The organism is Crassaminicella indica (assembly GCF_019203185.1).
Classification (GTDB): domain Bacteria; phylum Bacillota; class Clostridia; order Peptostreptococcales; family Thermotaleaceae; genus Crassaminicella; species Crassaminicella indica.
On the sequence record NZ_CP078093.1, the window covers coordinates 1,563,012 to 1,588,524 of the forward strand.

The window sequence follows — 25,513 nt, forward strand, 5'->3', positions numbered from 1 at the left end:
TGAATGATCCCAGTATAAGTACATCTGAATCCTCTTCCAGGTTGGAAGGGGATTTTTTCAATATACGTATTAGGGGGAATGAAGTGTGAAAAAAATAAAGAGCTTGATTACATTACTTCTTGTAATCTCAATGGTATTTTCTTCATGTGGATTTAGTATGGCACAGGGGAAGGATACGGATTCGAAATCGAATGTGGTAGTTATAGATGGTGTTAAATATAAGGGGTATAAAGGACCTGTACAAGGAGAAATCAAATATAAGGAAGGCAGGCCAGCAAATCAGAATTCAAAGGTATATAAAGCATCTGGTGATATTGAAAGTCCATATCATGTTGATTTAGTTGTAACTACTGATTTTGGTCATAAAAAAATATATGCAAAAAATGTTGGGCTTGTAAAAGATGAAGTTGGAATGGAAGTATTATTTAGAAATTTAGATATTCAAACTGCTTATGGTGGTGGGTTTGTGAATGCGATTAATGGGATTGAATCAAAGTTTACATTTTATACAGGAAAAAATAGAAAAAAACAAGATTGGTTTTATTGGGTAAATGGTATTTTGGCGCCAGTAGGTATAGCTGAATATAGACCAAGTCCAGACGATGTAATATGGTGGGATTATCATGATTGGAGTATAACTATGTTTGCACCAGCTGTGATTGGTTCTTATCCTCAGCCTTTTAAAAATGGATTCTGGGGGAAAAATCCAGGAACAGTTATTATGTATACAGATGGCTACAAAGACGAGGCAGAAAAATTAAAAGCGAGTCTTATAAAACAAGGGGTGAAAAAAATAGATTTGGCAGCTTACAATCCAAAAGCTTTAGAAAAGCCAAAGAAATATTATATATTATTAGGAACATGGAATAAACTAGCAAAAAAAAGCAAGCTAATGAAGGATATCAATAGAAAAAATAAATTAATTGGAACGTATGTGAAATTTGAAGGAGGAAAACTAAAAGCTTTAGATTTTAAAGGAAAGACTATTTCATCTTATGATCATGCTGGAGCTATTTATGCTTATGCAGCAGGAATAGGAAGTGTTAATCCAATATGGATGGTTACAGGAACAGATGATGAATGGGTAAATAAGGCATTAGATGTACTTATTAATAAACCAAAGTCTATTGATAGATATTTTAGTGCAGTTATATCAAAAAACGGCATAGAAAATGTACCGTATGTTCATTAAAGGATGTGAAAGAATGAAAAAAATAGGGTTTTTAGTGAGTATCCTGATTTTTATAATTTGTTTTTCAATTATAGGACAAGCTCAAACTATTGACATAGAAGTAAATGTTGGTTTTGATGGAAAAATAAAGCTTGGTGGAATGAATCCTATAAAAATTATTTTAGATGCTAAAGAAAATGAATTGGTAGGAGATCTAAAAATATATGTAGGAGAAAGAATTTATACTCATCCTATAAATTTGAAATCAAATACTAAAAAAGAATATATGTTTTCTATACCTGTTTTGAAAGAAAATGAAAAGCTAGAGGTAAATATTGAAAAAGATGGACAAGTTATAGAAAATAAGACGATTACTTTAAAAATTCTTCCTAAAAATACAGTATTTATAGGTGTTTTAAGTGATACTCCTGAAAATTACTATGGAATAAAGGAAATGCATAAAGGTTTATTTCATGATAAAAATATTGAAGTAATCAAATTAAATGAAGAAATGTCGTATACCGTAAAGGAATTAGAAAATTTGAACATATTAATTCTTGATAATTTTTATACAAATAATCTATCAAATGAAAGTGAAGAAATATTGAAAAAATGGATTGCTAATGGAAATATATTGTTAATTGGTGATGGAAAATATGCATATAAAAATTTAACAGGATTCCTTAAAGGGATAGAAGAGAAGAAAAATATAGGGGATGGATGGGTGATCCCTGTAAAAGGTAATGCATTTATCAATATGATAAATAAAAATATTACTCCTTTTGGGATAAATAAAATATTAAATAATGACAATTTAGATAAAAGAATCAATGCTTCAAAGAACCTTTATGGAGCAGCAGATTATTTATTAACACCTAATTACAAAACAGTATGCTTTTTATTTTCATTTTTAATAATTTATATTCTTTTATTAGGAATCTTTATGTATTTTGGAAAGAAAAAATGGTTATTCTCATCGATAATTATGATTGCCTGTATTGTTTTTTACGGATTTTCTTTTATAGGAAATCTTGATAAGCTAAAGGCTGTCAGTGCAGCCGTAAAAATATATCATCATGGGTTAGATTGCTATAAATTTACTAGTATTTATCCAGATAAAGAAGATAATATACGTCTTCAATTTGTTAATGGTCATTTTATAGATGTGCTTAATGGCACAGACTATGTATTAGACCCAGTTGATAAAAAGGTAGATTATATTATAAAAAAAGATGAAATAGATACAAATGAACCATATTCTTTATATAGAGAAGAAACACAATGCATAAAAACACATAATATTATGGCTTATATAGATAATGATACCTTTAAGGGGGAAATCATCAATCCAATAGCAGACAAGATGTATAATTGCTTTTTACTTGTAGGTGATACGGTGATTCCTTTAGGTGATTTAGATGGAAAAGAAAAGAAGCGTATAAATTACAAACTAGATCATAGCTTGAGAAATCTAGGAGATTATAATTATCTTGAAAAAATTTATGAAACAGCGGAATTAGATGATTATGAAAGACAAATGTTTGAATATTATTTTTATAATATAGATGCATTTTCATATACTAATCATCTTATCGGTTTTAGTAAGGGGCTCGAAAAAGTAAATGTAAAGGACGGAAAAGGAAATATTAAGGAAATAGCTTGTAATGTATTTGATTTAAATATGAACTATAAGGAAAATGTATATATTCCTTGTGAGATTATTAAGCCTATTACAGATTTTGAAGAAAATGAAGATAAAAGAGAATTTATTTTAGAAGATGGAAAAGAAGTAAAAGTATATTATGCTATACCTAAAAATATCTATGTAAAAGCTATTAAACTTTATACAAAGGTTGATGGAGGCAGAATTGATTTAGAAATTTATAACCAAGAGGAAAATATCTGGGAAGAGCTGACTTCTGAAAAGCTAAAGCAAGAGGCTGTAACAAAATATATTTCAAAAGGTCCTCTTATGATAAAAATAAAAGGAGAAGGAAGAATGATGCTTCCTCAGATTGAGATTAAAGGAAACAAAAGGGAAGCAGGTGGTGGGAATGTCTAAAATTTTTCAGATAAACAAAAGAAATAAGGGGCTTATTTTAGCTTATGTGTTGATTTTAAGTATGGTTTTACTAGGATATTTATTTATGGTGGCTATGAGAGCAGATGGTTATCAGCCTGAAATTTATGAAAAAGGATATATGTATTTTATTATTTTAGCATTTTTACTGTCTACTATGCTTTTATCGTTATGGGAAATAAAAGAGAAAGATGTATGGAAGGGATTGTTTGATGTATTTATTTTTACTATTTCTGCAGTTCCTTTGATTTTAATGATATTTATGGTAGGGCAAATATCGAGGCAAGATATCTTATTCCCATTATTATTTCAAATTTTATGGGGAGTAACTATTTTTAGTATAAAAAATTTATTCAGAGATCTTAATATTCATAATACGGGAAAAGCTTTTTTGTTGATTATTTTTAATTTTTTTATATTAATCCTCAGTATGATTTATTTATACTTTTATAGTCAATATGCAAATCTTGTTATTACGACAGTCTTTGATAAAGATATTCCAAGTATATTTCTTTTAAATCCATTAATATCTTTAATAGGATATTTGAATGAACAGATAGGTGGAAGCAATCAAATGGGAAGGCTACCTATTATTATATGCTTTGTATTTTGGGGGATTTTTTCAAGTAGCATTTTTTATGTATCTAATAAAATAAAAAGACACCAAGGGGTGTAGAAGATGAAGCATGTAGATAGGACTTTAAAGCAATTACGTAATAAAATTTGGATCGAAAAAATGCTAGAGAGTATTATTAATGCATTCTGTATCTCTAGCATAGGATTTTTTTTGTGCATTAGTGGTGCACATTTTTTTCCAATTGTTTATGCGTTGAAAAAATCTTTAGTATTTATTCTAGGGGTTATTATTTTAGGAATAATGATAGGTTTTTTTAAGCGACCAAGTATACAAGAAACTGCATTACTTGGTGATTCATTAGGATTTCAGGAGCGTCTTTTGACTTATTTAGAGTATAAGCACGAAGAAAACGTTATGATTGAAAATTTTAAAGAAGAACTTGCTAGTGCTTTAGCAGTTTTTGATTTAGTAAAGAAATACAAGATAAAATTGCCGACAAAAAGAATAATCATGAGTGTTTTGCTGTTTTTTTTAGCCACTGGAATATATTTCATTCCTTCTTTATCAATGGAGGTAGCAAACGATCAAGAAGCAGTTCATAAAGAATTAAAAGAAGAAGCTCAAAAGCTAGCAGCACTAAAAGATAAGCTTGAAAAAAGCTTAGAAGATAAAGCTTCAATAAGTGAAGAGAAGGAAGAGCTTTTTTTCATATTAGAAGAAACAGAAGAAAAGCTAAAAAATAGCTTTGACTATGATGAAGGCGCTGTAAATGTTATGGAGGCTCAGAAAAAAATAAAAAATATAAGCAGTGAAAAGCTAGGGGAAGAACTAAAAAGCGTAGCAGGAGTTTTTGAGGGATTAGGTCAAAATGGAGAAGCCATAAAAGATGCGTTTGCATCAGGAGAGGTAGAAAAAGCAGTAAAAGCTTTAAGCCAGCAAAGCTTTTCTCAAAAGGAACAGAAAAGAATTATTGAAAATATAGAAGAAATGGAAAAAAGATTAAAAAGTTCAGAGTACATGAAAAAAGAGCTTTTAAAAAATATGAAAACAGCTTTAAAGGAACAACCTACAGGAGAAAGAATATCACAAGCTATAGAAAATAATAAACAAAATAAAGAAATAAAAAAAATGGTTGAAGAAGCAGAAAGCAAATTAACTAGCATGAAGGAAAGACTGTTAGCAAAAGGAGATAAAGGTTTTAATAGTGTTGGGGGAGAAGAGAAGGCACATGATTTTGCCAATGGTGAAAATGAAGATACCAGAAATGGAGAAATAAGCAATCAAATGGGAAATGAAAGGGTTTTAGGCGAAGCTGCTGATCATTCAATGAAAGAGGCTAATGGTGTAGGGGGTAGTAATGGTACGGATTTTGAATATGAAGAACTTATGGGAAAGGAAGGAACATTAGAAAGACAAGCTTCATCTAGACTTTGGAAAAATGAACAAGAAAGTTCTTTTCTAAAGGCTTCTTGGCAAGATGAAGGAAAATTTATAAGTAAAGAATCAGATCATGCAGTAGCAACAAATGGAGAAAACGTATCCCTTGACTACCTATATAGAAAATTTCAAAAAGAGGGAATGGAATATATTAAAAAGCAGGAAATACCACTATCGCGTAAAGAAATGGTGCTTCAATATTTCAACAAATTGAATGGAGGACTGGAAAATGGAAGAGTCGATGATTAGAAATTTTTATGATGATTTTGAAGAAATAGTAAGAGAAATAAAAAAGCAGATTATAGGACAGGACGAGATTATTAGGAAAGTTCTTATAGGGATTATTGCGGGAGGAAATATATTGATGGAGGGAACACCGGGGCTTGGGAAAACAGTGCTGGTTAAGACGTTTTCAAAGGTATTAGATCTACCATTTTCAAGAATTCAATTTACTCCTGATTTGATGCCAGCGGATATAACAGGAACAGAACTAGTAAAGCAGAATCAAGATGGAATTAGTTTTCATTTTGAAAAAGGACCTATTTTTAGCTCTTTAATTTTAGCAGATGAAATTAACAGGGCTACTCCAAAGACTCAGAGTGCTCTTTTAGAAGCTATGCAAGAAAAAACTGTAACTATTGGAAAAACTACCTATAAGCTAGATGAGCCTTTTTTTGTTTTGGCAACAGAAAATCCTTTGGAAATGGAAGGCACTTATTCTTTGCCAGAAGCACAATTAGACAGATTTATGTTTAAATTAAATATTGATTTACCTCAAATGGAAGATTTGTTTAAAATTATTGATTTAACAGTAGAGAAAGAAAATGAGCCAAATATTCAAAAGCGTGCAACAAAAGAAAAAATACTAGCAATGAAAAAAGCGGCTATGAAAGTACCTGTAGCGGCAAAGGTAAAGGAAAAGGTAATAAAAATTATGATTAGTACTCATCCAGATAGAAGCGAACTGCAAATTGTAAAGGATTATGTAAAATGTGGTGCAAGTCCTAGAGGGGTGCAGTCTATTATTGCTGCTTCTAAGGTGAGAGCATTATCAGAAGGAAGATTTCATGTAGCATTAGAAGATATCTATGATTTAGCAATTCCTTGTCTAAGACATAGAATCTTTTTAAACTTTAAAGCTATGGCAGATAAGGTAGATACGGATTGGATTATCAAGGAAATATTAAAGAAGGTGAAATAGCTTGGATGCTTTTTTAAAAGAAATAGAAAAATTAAATATTTTACCTAGAAAAAGATTAATTAAAGGTGGAAAAGGGAACTACAAGGGTCAAGGCTTTGGCAATTCATTAGATTTTTATGGTCATAGAGAATATGCTGTGGGAGATGATGTTCGGAAAATAGACTGGAAAGCTTATAGTAGAACAAAAAAATTTTATATAAAAGAATTTACAGAAGAGCGTCAGATGCATGTAAATATTATATTAGATTATAGTGCTTCTATGGACTTTGGTATTCCAAATAAGTGGGAAGTAGCTAAAAAATTTGCATTAGGGATGAGCTATTTAACGTTAAAGCAAAATGATTATTTAAGCTTTTATATTTTAAATGATGAGATGAAAAGCATTCAAAAAAATGTAAAGGGCAAGGAGTATCTTTATGAATTATTGAAAACGATTTCTCAAAGCAAGGCTAAAGGGAGTACCGATTTTCAATGTATTTCTAATGTTGATTTTTTCATGTCTGGAATTACCTTTATAATTTCTGATTGCTTTGGAGAAGGACTAGAACAAGCACTTAATATTTTATGTGTAGGAGGGCAAGAGGTTGTTTTAATCCATGTGCTGTCACCAGATGAACTAAATCCTTCTTATGAAGACGAATTAAAGCTTGTCGATATGGAAACAGGAGCTATAAGAAGAATTCAGTTTAATGATAAAGTTAGAGAAATATATATAAAAAAAATGAAAGCATTTATTGAATCGTGCAAAAATATCTGCATTTCAAGGAAAGTAAGCTATGTACTTGCTCCAACGGATCAGAATCCAGCTAGAATGATGGCTAAATTGTTAGGAGGTTTTTAAATGAAGCTTTTAAATCCATTGGGGCTACTCCTCGGTTTATTATTGGGGATTATTATTCTTCTTTACTTTAAGAAAAAGCAAATTGTAGAAAGAAAAATTTCTAATATTGATATTTGGGATGAAGTAATTAAGGAAGTTGAAGGAGTAAAGTCAAGAAAAATAAATAAATATCTTCTTTTAATATTGCAGTTGATTGTAGGAGGATGTATTGTACTTGCATTTTCAAAGCCTGTATGGCTACAAGCTTTTAAAGGTGAGGAAATTACCTTTGCTATGGATTGTTCTATTACTATGAAGTCATTAGAAAAAGGAAAAACTCATTTCCAAATGGCAAAGGAAAGAATAGAAAATTGTATTGAAAGCTTAGATAAAAATAAAAGAATTAATTTAGTTTTATGTAACAATAAAAGTACTATTTACTTAAAAGCTGCAAAAAAAGAAGAAGCGAAAAAAGCGCTTGAAAAGCTATCTTGTAGCAATGAAGCCCTAAATATAGATAATATGCAGGAGATATTAAAAAGCTTATCAGGAGAAAAAATTATTGTAACAGATAAAGAGCTACATTTGAATAGTAAGATGCTTAAGATAGGAAAAGAATTTGATAATGTTGGGATTATTAATGCAAGCTATGATTACTATACAGATACTTTATTGTGCAGAATCAAAAATTATGGAAAAAGTGAAAAAAATATTATATTAGGACTTTATGATAATAAAAAGAGAGATTTGCAGAGTATACATGTGGGTGCAAAGGAGGAAATTGATGTAAGCTTTCAAGGGCTTAAAGGTTCTAAGCTATGGACGTTAAAAATAAAAAATAAGGATATGCTGTTAGAGGATAATACTTTTACAATTCCTTTAGGGGAAGCATATAAAAAACAAGTTTTATTGATTGGAGAAAACTCATTTTTAGAAAAAGCTCTTTTTAGTATTCCAAGTATTTGCGTTGAAAAACAAAAAATAGAAGAGCCTATAAAAAAAGATTATGATTTGTATATTGTAGGAACAGAAGAATATGCAAAAGAATTGCCATCGGATGCAAATATTTGGTTTTTATATCCTAAACCAGAAGAGATAGAGGGAAAGCTTAAGGTAGCAGCGATGGTGAAAGCAATAGATAGTCATTTTTCAAAAGATTTGGATATGACGAAAGTATATACACGTCCAATTCCTTATTTAAAAGAGAAAGAGGGATATGTTACAATCCTTCAAGCAGATGGAAAACCTATTATGATTTGTGGAAAGGAAAATAATCAAAAGAAAATTTATGAAAGCATAGATTTTTATAAAACAAACTTGGCAATGACGATAGATTTTCCAATACTTGTTGATAATGTGATAGATTGGTTTTTTGATGGGTGTAAAATAAATGCTCCGAATAATCCTCCTGCAAAGCTTGTAGTAGGAAATATAAAGCATATGGGGAAAGCGAAAGAAAATGCAGAAATTTTAGAAATAGATTTTACTAACATTTTAATAGTAGTTGCACTTCTTTTCATGGTTTTTGAATGGGAGGTGTATAAACGTGCAGTTTAATGGAGCATTAGATATAAAATATATAATTTTTTTTGTTGGTATTTTTATTTATTATTTTATACAAGCATTTAAATTTTATAAGAATTTTTCTAAAAAGAAGTTTTGGGTTTGGGTGTCTTTAAGATTTATAGCAGTAATATGTTTAATACTTGTTATTATAGATGTTCAAGTAATTTATACAAATCAAGATACAACTACTTTATTTGTGGTAGACAGATCACTAAGTGTAGAGCATGAAAAAAATCATATAGAAGAATATATAAATAAACAGATTAAAGAGAAGAAGTCAAAAGACAGCTTTGGTGTTATTACCTTTGGAAAAGAGCCTATGATTGAAAAGATTATTACAAAAGCTTCAGAAGTTGTTAGGCTTGAAACAAAGGTAGATGGTGATTTTACAAATATAGAAAAAGCTTTAGCTTTTGCGACGGAATATTTCCCGGAAAGTAAAAATAAAAGATTAATTCTTTTTACTGATGGCAATGAAAATATGGGAAAAGTAGAAAATATTTTAGAAAGCATGAAAGCAAAAAATGTAAATATTTGTATATATCCGTTGGAGGGGAAGGATCAAAGCGATGTGCAGTTAACAGCATTGAAGCTCCCTCAAAATATTCATAATGGTGAGAGGGTACCTTTGACGGTTATATTAGATGCAAATATACAGGCAGAAGGAACACTTTATGTTTTTCAAAATGATAATAAAATTTTAGAAAAAAGAATAAAGGTTCATAGAGGAAATAATATTTTTACATTTCAAGCTCTTATAAATAAAGAGGGAAATACAGCTTTTAGAGGGGAAATTCAATTTGAAAATGATTTGAACTATAAGAACAATGCGATTACAACTACAGTTATGGGAAAAGCAAAGCCAAAGGTATTGATCGTAGGAAAAAAAGAAGATACAAAGAATTTAGATAATATATTAACGAGTTTAAATATTTATCATCAAAATTATTCTCCCAAAGAAGTAGTTGACACAGTAGAATTTCTATCAAGCTTTGATGCTTTTTGTTTAGTAAATGTTTCTCATAAAGATATATCAAAAAATTTTGAAAAGAATTTAGATACTTGTGTAAAAGATCAGGGAAAGGGACTTTTTGTAATAGGGGGAGAAAAGACATTTGCTTTAGGAGAATATAAGGATACAACTCTTGAAGAAATCCTCCCTGTATCCTGCAGAATGAAAGGAAATAAAAAACAGCCTAATACAGGATTAGTTCTTGTTATTGATGCATCAGGGAGTATGGATGATGAGAGTTACGGAGTCAAAAAGATTGAAATGGCAAAGGAAGCTGCAATGAGATCTATAGAAATTTTGGAATCAGATGATTATGCAGGGGTTCTAGCCTTTTCTGATAAAGTAGAGTGGGTGGTTCCGTTTCAAAGAGTAACAAATAAGGAAAAAATGAATGAAGAAATAGGAAAGCTTGCTTCAAAGGGAGGGACACTTATAAAACCTGCATTGAATAAAAGCTTAGAAAAATTAATCAATGTAGATACAAAGGTAAAGCATATTATTTTACTTACAGATGGACAAGGAGAAAAGAAAGGGTATGAAGCTTTATTAAATACTTTGAAAGAAGAAAAAATAACTGTTTCTACTGTAGCATTTGGAAAAGATGCGGATACGGATTTATTAAAAAGCTTAAGTAAAAGTACAGATGGAAGATATTATTTTGCCAAAGATTTTTATAGTATCCCTAAAATTTTTGCAAGAGAGACATATTTGGCTACAAAAAAATACCTTAATCAATCAATATTCGAACCTAAAATTGTAAATAAAGAAGATTTTTTTCATTGGAATACGGTTCCAAAATTAAGAGGATATATTGGAACAGGAATAAAAACAAATGCAAAGCTTATTTTAAAAAGTGATAAAGACGATCCCATTCTTGCTTCTTGGCAATATGGACTTGGTAATGTAGTAGTATTTACTTCTGACATAAGTGGAAATTGGAGTCATGATTGGATAAAGTGGAGAGGCTTTCAAAGGTTTTTAGGAAATATAATTAATTATTGCTTATCCTCTTATGATGGAGATGATATGAATGTGCAGATAGTCAAAAAAGGAGCAAATTTAGATTTATATGTAGATACAGGAGTGAAGGATTCAGCTCAGATGGTTGAGGTAGTGCTACAAGGACCAGATAATATAAATAAAAAAATTTTATTGAATCAAACTATGGTAGGAAAATTCAAAGGAGAAGAGCTTCTGGAGGAAAAAGGAACATATATTCTAAATTTTAGATTGAAAAAGGACGGGAAAATATTGAAGAAAACAACAAGAATGGTACATCTTGATTATTCTCCAGAGTATGCACTAGGTAACATAGGAAGATTAGATGATTTTTATTTTGAAATAGGTGGAGAAATTTTAGATAAAAATACAAATGTTTTTGAGTTACCTATTAAAAATAAAAACAGATCCAATATACCTTTAGCTTTTATTTTATTACCCTTAGCTCTAATAGCTTTTATTGGTGATATATGGATAAGAAAAAGATAAATATTTTAAATATAAATAAAAAGAGGTGTTTTAAATGAAAAAAAGTAGTTCAAATTGTTTAGTATTTGTATTAAGCTTTTTTATGATTTGCAACTTATTATTTGTAAATGCTTATGCTACTGATTCTAAAATTTCAAGAGAAGATGTAAAAAGGGCAGCACAAAAGACGATCAATTACTACCATGATACATATAGAGATAAGGAGTATGCTGGAATACTTGATTGGCCAGCATTAGGATTATTTGGCTTTGGTGAAGATGTAAGTGGACCTAAGTGGACTGTGAATGGCAAGAATGGAGCTTATTGGAGAGAGGAAGAGGTTAAACAAGGAATAGGACTTTGGAAAACAAAAAATACAGATTACCAAAGAACAATAATAGGGGTATGTGCTGCAGGAAAAGACCCTAGAAACTTTGGAGGGAAAAATCTAGTAGAAATTGAAAAAAGTACAATGCTCCCAAGTGGACATTTTGCAGATAGTGTGGCGGATAATGATACTGGAGAACCTGTAGGAGAAGATTTAGTAAATGCCCATATTTTTGGTATAATCTCTCTTCACTGTGCAGGAGAGCCTATTCCAAATAGGGATAAATGTTTATATTGGCTTGAAGATAAACAAAATTTAGATGGAGGATTTACATTTGATGTAAAATATTTTGATGATCCAGATGATTATAAATTAGTTGAATCAGATGTAGATATGACAGCAGCAGCTTTGATGGCTTTTGCTATATTGGGGGAAGATGAATCAAATCCTCATGTGAAAAAAGCGTTAGATTTTCTTCATAGCAAACAACTTGAGAATGGAGGCTTTGAGTCTTGGGGAACTGTAAATCCTGAAAGCTGTGCATGGGTTATTCAAGCTTTGACTCTTTTAGGACAAGATCCTATGGGACCTGAGTGGACTACAAAATCAGGAGACAACCCTGTTAGTGCCATGCTCAAGTTTCAATTAGAAAATGGAGGATTTACACATGTATTAGACGAAGAAGATATGCTCCCTATATATGATAGTGGAATTTCTACTTATGAAGCATTGTATGGTATGGCAGATGCTTACAACAAAAAGTCTACATATGATATGCTTTTTGAAAAATATAGACCAGTTGCTGAAAAATATTTATTTTCTGATTTAAAGCAGGGAGATTTTGCTTTTAGAGAAATTATGGATTTGGTTTATGATTATGTAATTCCTGTAGCTGAAGATGGAGCATTTAAACCTAATGAACCTGTAAAAAAAGATGATCTTTCTAAGTGGCTGAAAAAAGCTTTTGATTTAAAAAAGGATATAAATATAGAGAAGGATAATATTACAGGGGAGGAATTTATAGGAATACTTGTGAAAGCTTTGGGATTAGAAGAGAAAACTAAAAAACATGGGATTTTACAGATAGCAAAGGAAAAAGGATGGCTTTATCCAGAATTTGATGCTCAAAAGACAGTTAATAGAGCACAATGTGCTTGGACTTTAGCACAAGTAAAAAAAGAAATAAACAAAGGATATCAATTTATTGCAAAATAAAGAATAATACGATATGAGTTTACAAAAGTTATCAAAGTCATTCATTTATCTATATATATGAAGTGATGAAAATTTTATCGAATCTTGTAAAGTGATTGTGAAATAAAATAGTTAGCAAAATATTGACAATATATGTAAAACAATATAGAATTTAGAAGTATAGGGTAATATTTAATATTATTTCATAAATATTTTTGGAAATTAAATATATAGCTTTTGTTTGAAATAAGAAAATATTTGTGTAAATCAAAAGGAAAAAAATTAATTAAATTGATATGTATAAATTAAGTTAGAGCTGACTAGAAAACTAGAGGCACTACCTATTATTGGTGGTGTCTTTTTGTTTTTGTATGCATGATAATGTGTACAAATAATAGAATATTGCATTTCATAATTTAAATGGTGTGTAGAGGATTGGAAAATATTTAGAGAAAACAAAAAAATAAGGAGGAATTGGGATGAAAAAAGTATTTTCATTAACATTGGTATTAATGCTTGTATTAGGTGTATTTTGTGTAGGTGCTTATGCAGCAGATAGCGAGATAAATCAATTGACTTTAGATGATGGAAGCGATTTTACAGTAGTAAAAAATATTGGACAAACAGAAACAATGACAGTAAAAGGATTAACGAGTTCTTGGCAAAAGATAGATATTGTAAACAAAGCTGGAATTACTTGGACAACTTCAAATCCAAGTGTAGCTATATTTACAGAAGGTGTTACAGTTTCAGGAAAAGACACAGTGACAGTTATAACTGTTGGAAAAGGACGTGCACAAATTAAAGCACATTTTGATGGGAAAGAAATCTACAGTAATATAGTTGTAGAAGGGAATGATACAATTTCATTAGTAGAAAATGTAAAGGTTCAAGCAGCAGGAGATACGATTACATTTGATAAAACAACACCAGTACCTCTTTATTCATTAAAGAGTGTATTTGGAGCAGGATTTAATGATGCAGATGTTTTAAAGAAAAAACCAACAGCAATGCATGCATTGTTATATGCTTTAGAATTGAAGTATGATCCTGATACTAAAGCTACATGGGACTGGGATTGGGTACGTGCAAATGTGGAAGTTACTTCAGAAGGTTCTTTTGTAACAAAGATAGGAAGCGATAGAGGAGATTGGACAAAAGGATGGCAATATAAAATAAACAATAATTCAAAATATGAAAAACAAGCTTCTTCTATATATGAATTAAAAGCTGGGGATATTGTAAAGTGGGAATTAGCTCCTTGGCAAAACTAAATAAAGCTTTAAAAAAACTCTAAATATTTTCCTTAAAAGGGATTAGCATGCTAATCCCTTTTTGAAATATAAAAAAAGGGGGAAGTGAAAATGCAGAATAATTGCAGAAAAACTCTTAGTGTTTTTATAGTTTTGACTATGATTATTAGTATGATCATTCCAGTATTTGCAGAGTATGATGGGACTAAGCATAAAACTGTATTAGATGCAGTTTATGATGATTCAAAGGAAACTGTTATTGATTTGGTTTATAAAAATACTTTAGAAATGTTGAGTATTTCTAATGAAGAGTTGAAAATTATAGATCAATATCCTAAGAATAATGGTGAAAATGTGGATATTAATAAGGAATTTTATTTATTGTTTAATAAGCCTGTTGAAATTGTTGATAATTTAGAAAATATGTTTATTCCATTGCTTAAAAATTATATAAATGTGAATTATGGATTAGATTCAAATAATTTAGAAAAACAAAAATTATTTTCAGAACATACTGTGCTTGAAGTGAGTAAAGATAATCCTTGTAAGGTGATTATAAATATAGATGAGATTTTAAGTGCAAATAATTATTACAAAATTTTTATTAATGGATTAGCAATAAAATCAAGGGATCAAGATGAATTTTGGAAAGACAAAAATAAATGGTGGAGTGTTTTGAGTGATCCTGAGTGTCAAATTTATTTTAATACAAATAATGGAGAAGTAGTTCCTAATATTATAACAATCAACAACAAAATGACTAAAAGAATACAAAAGGATAAAAAGTTACAGCTAGATGCTATTGTAAAAGATATAGAAGGCAATATCATAAAAGATTGCAAATTAAAATGGATAAGCAATAATCTTAATAGAGTGAAAATTAATGAAAATGGATTATTATCGGCAAAAAGCCCAGGATACGTTACAGTAACAGCACAAGTATATAACATGCCAAATATTAAGGATACCTATCAAATAGAAGTAAGAGAAAATTTTAATCAACAGCTCATAAACAAATGGAGCGCAAAATTAGAGAGAAAAGACTATATAGGACATCCAGTAGTAGAATCAGATAATTCTGTATATGCAATAGTGTGTGATGCAAAATGGACAATTGAAAATGGATATTATTGTATTGTAGCATATAATCAAGATGGTACCAAAAAAGAAACATTCAAAAGTTCTATTATAGATCCTGTACAGATAGCAATAAATGAGATAGAAGGACAAACATATATATTTGCAATAAAGGATCATAAAAAAATCGTTATGATAGATACTCAAACAGGTCAAATCGTTAGAGAAAGAAAATTAGATATAGATGGAAAAATAATTACTACACCAGTAGTCAATAAAGAAGGGAAAATATTTGTAGGTGCTACAAATGGTAGAATCTATGCAGTAGATGGAGGATCACAGGAAGATAGATATTTTTGGAGCTTTGATGCAGAAGGAAGTGTTTTTGCAGGTTATGAAGGTTATTATGGAAATAATAAATTGACACTAGATCATCATGGAAGGGTTTATGCTGTATCACATTATACTCTATGGGCAATTGATCAAGCTACAGGAAATTTGTTATGGAAGTTTGTTAATCCCGAGCATGAGAAATTTACTTGTCAACCAGCAGTAGCTAGTGATGGGAGAGTATATATTCATGATGAACAGACTGTTTATGCTTTGAGTAATAAAGGAAATGAAATATGGCATAAGGATTTTATAAACATATCTAACGCTAGTCCTCTTGTAGATGTAGATGAAAATATATATTTGAATTCAGATAGCTTTGTAAAACTTGATAGAGAAAATGGACAATTGTTAGAAGAATATCCTTATATTACAAGTTATTATAGATTGGGAAAAGATGGATATCTTTATACAGATAAAGCTATTTATAATGAAAATAGAGAACCAATTGCTTATTATGATGAATATAAAAATAATCTTCCCTGGTTCCATTATTCATCATTTGATTTAGGAGAGGATGGAAACATATATAGATTAATTATAAATGAAGGAAATGTAATTGGTATAGAAGCTGTATATCTTCATGACATAAGTAATGCAATTCCAAAGGAAGTGAAAATATATGAAGAAGATAAAGTTGTCATATTTCCAGATGAAAAATATAGAGTGAAGGTAGATGTATTAGATGAAAAGGGAGCTAATTTACCAACTATAGGATTAGTATGGGAAATAGATAATGAAAATATTGTCAAAATAGATGATACAGGTCTTATTACAGCAAAAACAATAGGAGAAACAATGCTTACAGTAAGGGTAAAGGATAAGCCAGAAATAAATAAAACTGTAAAGATTGAAGTGATCAATCCACCAACCCCTAAAAAAATGTATTTTGTATATGATAAGGGAGATGGTGATAATGAAACTGAAAACCAGAGGTTGGTAGGAGAAAAATTAACAGGAATTGTTGGAGAAGGCTTTGAGGGTATTCGTGTTTTTATAGAGGATGAAAAAGGTAAATTTGTACCTAAACAGCCTATCAAGTGGTCATTAGAAGATAATAATATTGTAGATATGCTCAATTATCAGGGAGGCAGTGGAGACTACAATATTCGATATAATGCATGTCTAACAGGAAAAAAAGTAGGTAGCACTAAACTTATAGCTACTATTGAAAAGTATCCAGAGATTACTTGCAGTTTGGAGATAGAGGTTATCCCTACTCAATATGAGATTAAGTGGTCTATTCCATTAGAAGGATATTGGTGGGAAAAGAGAGCTTATCATGTTATGGGAAAAAATAATGAAATCTTTTATGTGAATCAGAACAAGCTTATTGCAATAGATAAAAGAAATGGAAATAGATTATGGCAATCAGAAATAGGAGATTATTTTGGTATTCAGTTAGGAAAACCAAAGGTCAATGATGAAGGTACTATTCTTCTATATGCTGAGGATTTTACAGCTATTATAGCAGTAAATCCAAAAACAGGAGAAGTTATGTGGAATTTTATAGAAGGGAAGGATGGTATCAAGGACATAAAGATTCATGCTGATAGTATATATGCATTAACAAAAAGTGGAAAAATTTATAAGTTTAATAAAGAAGGTGAGCTTTTATGGGATATACCTCTTAATATAGGTCAAGACAATGGAGGAATGATTCTTTCAAATAATGGAGAATTATATGTTTCAATGGATGGAACTATTTATCATGTGAAAGATAATAAAGAGAAGGAAGCTATTTACTCACGAAAGCGATGCAGATTATATTTAGAAGAAGTTATTTTGGGCGAAAAGCTTGTTCTTCAAAAAGAGGAAAATGAAAAATATAGCTTAATTACAATAGATTTTAATGGGAATGAGCAGTGGATTTATGAAGATATTAAGGAAAAGGTTGCTTTAAGCTGTGATGAAGCAGGAGCTGTATATGCGATAGAGAAAAAATATATAATGGATCCACAAGAAGGGATTCCTGTTTACTTTATTAATCCAGATGGAACAGAACGAGCAAGACAAACTATTAATGTGGCTACAGGAAAGAGAGCTATATTTAAGCCTGTTATTGGTAAGGATGGATTGGTATATATATCTTTATCAGAGGTATTTGTATTAGATCCAGATGATGGAGAAATCTTGTGGAAAGCACAAATGAAGGATGCTTTTTCAAGACAAACGCCTGATAGTATTACTGTGGATGAAGAAAGCATTGTATATATTACAGCAGGAGAAAGAGGATTGGTTGCTTTAAAGGGAAAGGTACAAAATCGTACAGGATTCCAGTTAAATGTTTTAGGTAAGCATAGGCTAAAACCAAATAGTTTGAAGGATTTAAAAATAGAAGTAAGAAACAATGAGATGGAAACGAAAAACATTGCAGTTATTATTGGGTTTTATGATGAAAAAGAACAATTAATTCATCAAACTAATTTTAAAGATGTATTAAAGACAAAGGAAACAAAGATATATATGTATGGTTCGAGGATACCAGTAAAAGGGCAGTTTAAATTAAAAATTATACTAAAAGATCAAAAAACTAAAGAAACTCTTTGTAATGATGAAATTGATATCAAATAATGAAAAGGAGGGAGTTCAGATATGATAAATAAACGAAAGAAGCTTTGTATATATATAATTATGTTTTGTATGCTTTTTAGTATAAGTATACCTACTAGCTTTGCAATAGAAGGAAAACCAACAGTGACAATAGATTGGGAAAGACATTTAAATAGTGGAAGCTATGGAAAACTAAGGTATGATGAAATTCCTGCTGTCCATAAAAATGGTAATATCTATGTAAATAATGAAAACGGCTATTTATTTGCAATAGCACCAGATCGTACGGTAGCGTGGAAGGTAAATATATTTCAAAAAGGAAGAGCAGATTCTAAAGGAGGGGCAGGTCCTGTATTTGATAAAAAAGGAATAGCTTACATAGCATCAGCAGATAAAAATATATATGCTATAACAGCTGATGGTAATATCCTTTGGACGTTTAAAATGGATGCTGTAGTAGCACCTGGAACTTCTTGTGCATTAGGAAAAGCTGGAACCATTTATTCTGTATCAGAAAATGGAAAGCTTTATGCTATAAATAAAGAAAATGGGGAGAAAAAATGGGACATAGAACTTTATATTTCAGGGAGCTGTAATACCCCAGTAGTATCTCCAAAGGATGGAACTATTTTTGTAGGAAGCAATTGTTATATAAATGCTATCACAAATGATGGGAAAATAAAATGGCATAAAAAGTTTGAGGATCGTTGCCTTTATGAATACAGTTATGAAACAGGAGATTCTATGGAAAAGAGAATGGCTGTAGGAGAAGATGGCACTCTTTATTTTATGACTTATGCATTAGAAAATCATATACAAAACAAATCTAAAAATAGAATTCACGCCTTTAATGGAGAAACAGGGAAAGAAAAGTGGCATAAGGATATTTATCAATATGTTACTGCACCAGCTGTTGATAAAAATGTAGTTTATTATAAGACACAAGATAATAGACTTCATGCTCTTAATAAAGAGGGGAATGAAATCTGGGTGTATAAGGCTGAAAATGAATTATATTTACACAAACCGCAGCTTTATAGACGTCCTGTAGCTATAGGCTACGATGGCACAATATATGTACCTATGGGGAAAAATTTATATGCAATAAATCCTGATGGGTCAAAAAAATGGAGCAGTACAGGTGGAACAACTATGCTTTATACAGCTTCAAAGCCTAGTTTTAGGGGAGAAATTTATTGTGTGGGAGAAAACGGAAGACTAGTAAAATTTACAGAGCATAATATAAAGCGTAAGCCAAATAGAGTAGAGATTCATCAAAAAGTATTTGCTCTTACAAAAAATTGCACCTATAGAATAAATGTAAATTTATTAGATACTTATGGTTGTCCTATGGATACTAGTAGGTTAAATTGGACAAGTAGTGATGAAAAAATTGTGCAAGTAGATCAAAATGGAAATGTAAAGACTATTAAAAAAGGTGTTGCGAAGATAACTGCTACTGTTTCAGATAATAAACAAATATCAGATACTGTAACAATTCATGTAGTAGAAAGTGCTGATAGTATTTTAAAAGTAGACCCAAAAGTTTTTGATTTAGAAGAGGGTCGTGGAACAGTAATTGCTACAAAAATTTTAACAAAAGATGGTATAGAGATTTTAGGGGAAGAATTAGAATGGATAAGTAAAACACTTCCTATTGTAAAGGTTAGTCAAACTGGTAATGTGGTGGCTGTGAAAGAAGGTAGAGGAGAAATAAGAGTTCGGATAAAAAATTATCCTAAAGAAGAACAAATTATCCATGTAAATGTAAAAAGGGTGCCTATTAAAAAGGTAGGACAAGAGGAGATAAAAAAAGCACTTAATTCTACAATAGGATATTATGCTCGTAAAGGAATTAATAAGGATTGGGAAGCTTTTGGAATGAATGCAGCAGGAGAAGATATTTGCCAATATAAGATAAATGGACAAACTTACATACAAAAGCTAAAAAATAAAATAAAAAATGAGGGTATAGAAGATAAGATGACGGATTATGAAAGAATAACCCTTGGAATTTTGGCAGCAGGAGAAGATCCTACTAAATTTGAAGGTATTAATTTTATTGAAAAAATATATAATTGGCCTGATTTAGGTCAAGGGATGAATGCAGCTATTTGGGGACTTATTGCTCTTGATGCAGCTAATGCAGAAATTCCTTTAGATGCAAAGCATACGAGAGAGTCGTTCATCAAATATATTTTAAGCAATATGAGTGGCGAAGGATGGTCATGGGGTGGTGGTGATACTGCTGATGTAGATATGACAGGTATGGCACTTTGTGCATTAGCTCCTTATAAAGATAGATTAGATGTAAAAGTAGCTGGAAACAGAGCTATCAAATGGCTTAGTAAAAATCAATCAGAAGATGGTAGGTTTGGCACATGGGGTAATTATACATCAGAGTCTTGTTCTCAGGCAATTATGGGTTTGACAGCCTGGGGAATAGATCCACAAGGACCAGAGTTTACAAAAAGATATGGTAATGCTGTTACAGGACTTTTGAGTTATCATTGCCAAGATGGGATGTTTATCCATATAGATACAAAAGATCCGAGTTTTGCTACGCCACAAGGATTACAAGCATTAGCTGCATTATTAGATTTTAGTAAAAATAAATGTTCTACAATATTTTATAAAATTAATGCCAATAAAGGAGAAGCAAAAGCGATAACAGCTATAGAGATTATGCCAGATGGTATAGAAATAGAAGAAGGACAGAGGATTCAGTTAAGAGTAAAAGATCAAATTGGAAGAGAAATAGAAAATAAAAAAATTTGTTGGGAAAGTAGCGATGAAACAATAGCAATGGTTGATAAAAATGGATTAATACAAGGAATAAAGGCAGGAAAAGTAAATATATGTGCAAGTCTTAAGGAAGATAAAGAAGTAAAGGATACTTCTAAATGCACTATTGTAGGAAAAATATTTGAAATAAAAAATGTTCAAATAGAAGATGTTGGAAATGGAAAAAATATCAGCTTTAGCATAAGAAATATCACAAAGGATGATCAGTCAGTAGTGGCTATTGTAGGACTTTATGATAAAAATACCAATAGACTTATACAGCAAGAATATGTTGAAAAGGTCTTTGATCCACAGGAAAGCTATGATATTAAGACTTTCTTCTCTATACCAACGGAAGGAGAATATATGCTAAAGTTGATGATATGGAATGATTGGTTTAAAGGAAGACCTTTAATAGATGCTGTTACAGAATAAGGGGGGGATAAGATGAAGCTTTTCAATAAAAAAATATTATCACTGCTTCTAGCGATTGCTGTAATATTTTCATTTATGCCTTTAGCATATGCATCTAATGGGATAACGGCAAATATAGAAAAAGAAGGAGAAAAAGTAAATATTATAGGGACTACAACACCTAATACAAATGTAAGCTTATTGATTATAAGAACCAGTGATCAAGATAAATGGTATGCAAATCAAACTAAATCAGATGCAAAGGGAAACTATAATTTTTCATTTGAAATAGCAGCAGGATCATATAATGCCATTATAACAAGTAATGGTGTACAAAAACAGCAAAGCTTTGATGTAAAGGGAGAAAATACAGCAGTAGTAACTGTTCGTGTAGAAGGGAAAAATGAGACTTTACTCCCTGAAACAGAAGTTATTATTCAAGATGGGGAGAGCACCTTACTTTCTACAATTGAAAAAGGGTTAAAAGAAAATGATGTTCCCTATAAGCTATCATCAGATGGTATGATTGAAAGTATAAAAGGAGAAGTTGGCTGGCAGTGGATGATCAATAATAAAGGAAATGTGTCCATGCCTAATCAAAAGCTTCATGCAGGAGATGAAATTGTACTGATTGATGATGAAATATGGGATCCAATAATTACTAAGCTAGAAGTTTCTAAAAAGACAGTTAATGCAGGTGATACCTTTACTGTTACTTTGAATAAAATAATAGATACAATAGCTCCAGTAAAAGGACAACCTATTTTTTATGCAGGAGAAATAAAAGAAACGGATGAAAATGGACAAGTAATATTTATAGCAAAGGGAAGTGAAGAACAGAAGATTACTTGTAATCCAAGTGGAAGCTTGATAAGACCAGTACCAATTAAAATAAAGGTAAATGGTTCTAGTGATGGAGGACAAGGTTCTAAGGAGCAACACATCAGTGTAGATATGAGAATTGAAGGTTATAAAGGAACTGTTTTTAATGGAAAGATAAGTTTTAATACTGCTGATTATAGAACAAGCGATGGAAAATATACATTTACTGGACCTGATGGTACAAGCTATACAAATCCTAGACCAACAGTATTGTTAGCCACAGTACTTGCTTGGAATAAAGCGGGAATAAGGGATAATAAAGTAAATAGTAACGCTAACTACGTAGCAAGAATGGCTGGAGAAGAAGAGTTTGATTTTAAATCAAAACATCCTAAATGTGGTTGGATGGTTAGAGTAAACGATATATTAATAAACAAAGGTGTAGGAGAATGGGAAATAGAAGATGGTGATAAAGTTGAATGGTACTATACAGATATAGATTCTTATTTTGGATATATTGATGTATCTCCTACAAATTTGAAAACAGGAGAAAAATTGTATGTGAAGGTAAGTGGAAAGAGCAATAGAGAAAAAGATTTTGGAGGGCAAGGAAGAAATAAAAATATAGAAGGAGCTACTGTATACGTAGGAAATCAAACCTATATAACAGATAAGGATGGAAAAGTAGAAATTCCAATGAATAAAGCAGGAACATATGAAGTATATGCTATAAAGTTAGATAAAAATTCTAAACATGCAGGATATTATTTCCCATTAGTATCTAGAACTGAAAAAATAAAGGTAAATGTTACTGGAGAAAATAAAGTTGATAAAAGTATTATTGAAAACGAAGAATATATTAAAATGTACAATATAGTAGCAGATCCAAATGCAAGTGAGAAAGATATTACAAAAGCAACAAAAGAAGCAGGAAATAAATTAAAAGAAAAGGCTAATGACATAAAAACAGAAAAAGATGCACAAAAAGTAGTAAGTGGTGCTAAGGATGTTGCAAAGATTATAGAAAAAGCAGCTGAACGTATAACTACCCAAGAAGGAGCAAAAGAGGTAGCAAAAGAAAGTATAAAAGTAGTAAATATATTAATTAAATCAGCAGAAAAATTATCAAAGGATAGTGATAAAAAAGAAGTAAGCAAAGCTGCGAAAGAAAATATGAAAGCTGTAATAAAGTTAATGGACAAATTAAATGATACAAAAGAAATCAATAAAGTAGCGGTGGATATAATTGATGCTACTGGAAAATTGATTCAACATGTTGGTAAAGAAAATGGAAAAGAAATTATTGAAGGTACAATCAAAGTTGCACAAAAAGCAGTTAAAAAAGCAAGTGTAAAAGAGCTTAATAAAAACCAAATAAAAGTCGAAAAAGAAAAGGTAGTAGCAATAGTAGATACAGATAGTATAAAAGAAATAGCTAAAAATACATCAGCTACAGTAAAAGTAATCAAAGAAAAATTAAAGAAAAATGGTATTGAAGATAAAAAAGAAATAGAAAATAAAATAACTATAGCGATACCAAAGGTAGACAAACAAGAAGTAGAAGCGAAATTAGCAAAGGATATGATGAAGATATTAAAACAAAATGGTATCGAAAAAGCAGAAATAAAAACAGAAAATGCAGTATTTAAGCTAACACCAAATACCTTTAATGAAAAAGAAAATAATGAAGAAATTGCTTTGATTGCAAAGACAGTTAATAGAAGCACTCTAACGCCACTTGAAAGATATAAAGTACCAAAGGGCTGCATTGTAGTAGATTTTAATGCTAAGGCTAAAGATGAAGAAATAAATAGCTTTAATGAGTCGATTGAAGTAGGTATACCTTATAAAGGAAAAGTAAATAAAGGAGAAGTAGTACAAGTATTTTTACTAAAGGAAAATGGAACTATAGAAAATATGGGTGGAAAATATGACTCTGATACAAGGATGGTAACCTTTAAAACTCCTCACTTTAGTAAATACTTTGCTAAGAAGGTAAAAGAAATAAAAGTAACATTTAAAGATCTTCAAGGCTACGAATGGGCAAAGGAAGCAATAGAAGCTATGGCACAAAAGGGTATAATAAGTGGTCGTGAGGAAGGTATATTTGATCCATCAGCAAACATTACAAGAGCAGAATTTGCAACACTTATGACAAAGATGATGGGTTATGCTACAGAAAACATGGAAGTACCATTTACAGATGTAGCAAAGGATGCGTGGTACTACTCATATGTAGGAGCAGCATATAAAAATGGTATTATTAGAGGTAGAAGTAATACTATATTTGATCCAAAAGGAAATATAACAAGAGAAGAAATGGCAATAATTGTTGCAAAGGTTCTTGACAAACAAGGATATGAAAAGGTAGGATTAAATGGATTAGATATATTTAAAGATAAAGAAAATATAGCATCATGGGCAAAAGAAGGAGTAAGCTTATGCGTAAAAGAAAAAATAATTAGAGGAATGGGAAATGGACAATTTAATCCAAAGCAAAATGCAAATAGAGCCCAAGCTGCTATGATGCTTTATAAGCTTTACAATTTAATAAATCAATAAAAAAAGCTGCTAGCAATTTTGCTAGCAGTTTTCTGTATATAGGTTGATGAAAATTTTATCAAATTATGTTATGAAAAATGATTGTGGAAGAAAACAGTCAACATATATTGACAATATATGTAAAGTAGTATAGAATTTAGCAGTAGAGGATAGTATTTAATATTATTCTATAGATATTTTTAAAAATTAAATATACAGCTTTTAGGTTCATTTATTTTTAAGATAAATGATTAAAAGGGAATCAGGTGAAAGTCCTGAACGGTCCGGCCACTGTAATTGGGGAGTGCTCCTTCAATATGCCACTGGGAAACTGGGAAGGCGAAGGAAAACGTTGATCCATAAGTCAGGAGACCTGCCAAAAGCTTTAAGTATATATCCTTCCGAGGAAAGGAGAGGTACTACATGAGATTTGTTTTTAAATCAAATGAGTTAATGTTAAAGTATCAAGATCCTTATCTTCAGTGGAAGTTAAGGATTTTTTATTTTATACCTGATTGACCTCTAATAGATTAAGAGGATAAAAAACGTTAGGGGGAGATATGCTTGAAACAAGAAAATATTTGTGTAAATCAAAAGGAAAAAAAATTAATTGAATTGATACGTAGTACTGAATATGGAGAAATTCGAATTATAGTACAAGATAAATACCCAATAAGGGTAGAAGAGATTAAAAAATCAATAAAGTTATAAAAACTAAAGTATAAAAATTAAGTTAGAGCTGACCAGAAAACTGGAGGCACTACCTATTATTGGTGGTGTCTTTTTGTTTTTGTATGCATGAGAATGTGTACAAATAATAGAATAC

General features: G+C 30.5%; 14 protein-coding genes and 1 riboswitch. All 14 genes read left to right on the forward strand.

The genetic code is table 11. The features are described 5' to 3' along the window. The first annotated feature begins 85 nt into the window (after nt 1–85). The 14 genes from KVH43_RS07510 to KVH43_RS07575 all read left to right on the forward strand — a co-directional run bounded on the left by KVH43_RS07510 (nt 86) and on the right by KVH43_RS07575 (nt 25,398). Nucleotides 86–1,192, forward strand: a complete 1,107-nt coding sequence (locus KVH43_RS07510; protein WP_218281943.1) for a DUF4430 domain-containing protein — start codon at nt 86–88, stop codon at nt 1,190–1,192. A gap of 13 nt (nt 1,193–1,205) precedes the next feature. Further along, the gene (locus tag KVH43_RS07515; protein ID WP_218281944.1) at nt 1,206–3,233 is read left to right on the forward strand and encodes a hypothetical protein; all 2,028 of its coding nucleotides are present in this window, start codon (nt 1,206–1,208) and stop codon (nt 3,231–3,233) included. After that, the gene (locus tag KVH43_RS07520; protein ID WP_218281945.1) at nt 3,226–3,927 is read left to right on the forward strand and encodes a hypothetical protein; all 702 of its coding nucleotides are present in this window, start codon (nt 3,226–3,228) and stop codon (nt 3,925–3,927) included. The genes KVH43_RS07515 and KVH43_RS07520 overlap by 8 nt, the downstream gene beginning before the upstream one ends. Nucleotides 3,928–3,930: 3 nt before the next feature. Beyond that, nucleotides 3,931–5,514, forward strand: a complete 1,584-nt coding sequence (locus KVH43_RS07525) for a hypothetical protein (protein ID WP_218281946.1) — start codon at nt 3,931–3,933, stop codon at nt 5,512–5,514. After that, the gene (locus KVH43_RS07530; RefSeq protein WP_218281947.1) at nt 5,495–6,466 is read left to right on the forward strand and encodes an AAA family ATPase; all 972 of its coding nucleotides are present in this window, start codon (nt 5,495–5,497) and stop codon (nt 6,464–6,466) included. The genes KVH43_RS07525 and KVH43_RS07530 overlap by 20 nt, the downstream gene beginning before the upstream one ends. A 1-nt stretch (nt 6,467) precedes the next feature. Next, the gene (locus KVH43_RS07535) at nt 6,468–7,307 is read left to right on the forward strand and encodes a DUF58 domain-containing protein (protein ID WP_218281948.1); all 840 of its coding nucleotides are present in this window, start codon (nt 6,468–6,470) and stop codon (nt 7,305–7,307) included. Continuing rightward, a complete protein-coding gene (locus KVH43_RS07540; RefSeq protein WP_218281949.1) occupies nt 7,308–8,843 on the forward strand; it encodes a BatA domain-containing protein in 1,536 nt (511 codons plus the stop codon). Next, complete coding sequence (locus KVH43_RS07545; protein WP_218281950.1) at nt 8,833–11,352, forward strand: VWA domain-containing protein; 2,520 nt, start codon at nt 8,833–8,835, stop codon at nt 11,350–11,352. The genes KVH43_RS07540 and KVH43_RS07545 overlap by 11 nt, the downstream gene beginning before the upstream one ends. Nucleotides 11,353–11,386: 34 nt before the next feature. Further along, nucleotides 11,387–12,874 carry a prenyltransferase/squalene oxidase repeat-containing protein gene (locus KVH43_RS07550; protein ID WP_218281951.1) on the forward strand — a complete coding sequence of 496 codons (1,488 nt, stop codon included), beginning with the start codon at nt 11,387–11,389 and terminating at the stop codon, nt 12,872–12,874. Between the two features lie 458 nt (nt 12,875–13,332). Next, nucleotides 13,333–14,127, forward strand: coding sequence for a DUF4430 domain-containing protein (locus KVH43_RS07555; RefSeq protein WP_218281952.1), 795 nt, complete (start codon nt 13,333–13,335; stop codon nt 14,125–14,127). Between the two features lie 90 nt (nt 14,128–14,217). Then, a complete protein-coding gene (locus KVH43_RS07560; protein WP_218281953.1) occupies nt 14,218–18,147 on the forward strand; it encodes an outer membrane protein assembly factor BamB family protein in 3,930 nt (1,309 codons plus the stop codon). Nucleotides 18,148–18,168: 21 nt separating this feature from the next. After that, entirely contained in the window at nt 18,169–21,345 is a 3,177-nt protein-coding gene (locus KVH43_RS07565; RefSeq protein ID WP_218281954.1) for an outer membrane protein assembly factor BamB family protein, read from the forward strand. Nucleotides 21,346–21,357: 12 nt separating this feature from the next. Next, on the forward strand, nt 21,358–24,708 hold the full coding sequence (locus KVH43_RS07570; RefSeq protein ID WP_218281955.1) for an S-layer homology domain-containing protein: 3,351 nt from the start codon (nt 21,358–21,360) through the stop codon (nt 24,706–24,708). Between the two features lie 185 nt (nt 24,709–24,893). After that, nucleotides 24,894–25,082: riboswitch (cobalamin riboswitch) on the forward strand. 169 nt (nt 25,083–25,251) lie between these two features. Continuing rightward, nucleotides 25,252–25,398, forward strand: a complete 147-nt coding sequence (locus KVH43_RS07575; protein ID WP_218281956.1) for a DUF2292 domain-containing protein — start codon at nt 25,252–25,254, stop codon at nt 25,396–25,398. Nucleotides 25,399–25,513 lie beyond the last annotated feature (115 nt).

Bases quoted from the DNA above. Each gene is read 5' to 3' on its own strand.
- KVH43_RS07555 (WP_218281952.1), top strand. From the start codon at position 13,333: ATGAAAAAAGTATTTTCATTAACATTGGTATTAATGCTTGTATTAGGT.
- KVH43_RS07515 (WP_218281944.1), top strand. From the start codon at position 1,206: ATGAAAAAAATAGGGTTTTTAGTGAGTATCCTGATTTTTATAATTTGT.
- KVH43_RS07550 (WP_218281951.1), top strand. From the start codon at position 11,387: ATGAAAAAAAGTAGTTCAAATTGTTTAGTATTTGTATTAAGCTTTTTT.
- KVH43_RS07530 (WP_218281947.1), top strand. From the start codon at position 5,495: ATGGAAGAGTCGATGATTAGAAATTTTTATGATGATTTTGAAGAAATA.
- KVH43_RS07540 (WP_218281949.1), top strand. From the start codon at position 7,308: ATGAAGCTTTTAAATCCATTGGGGCTACTCCTCGGTTTATTATTGGGG.
- KVH43_RS07525 (WP_218281946.1), top strand. From the start codon at position 3,931: ATGAAGCATGTAGATAGGACTTTAAAGCAATTACGTAATAAAATTTGG.
- KVH43_RS07560 (WP_218281953.1), top strand. From the start codon at position 14,218: ATGCAGAATAATTGCAGAAAAACTCTTAGTGTTTTTATAGTTTTGACT.
- KVH43_RS07565 (WP_218281954.1), top strand. From the start codon at position 18,169: ATGATAAATAAACGAAAGAAGCTTTGTATATATATAATTATGTTTTGT.
- KVH43_RS07520 (WP_218281945.1), top strand. From the start codon at position 3,226: ATGTCTAAAATTTTTCAGATAAACAAAAGAAATAAGGGGCTTATTTTA.
- KVH43_RS07570 (WP_218281955.1), top strand. From the start codon at position 21,358: ATGAAGCTTTTCAATAAAAAAATATTATCACTGCTTCTAGCGATTGCT.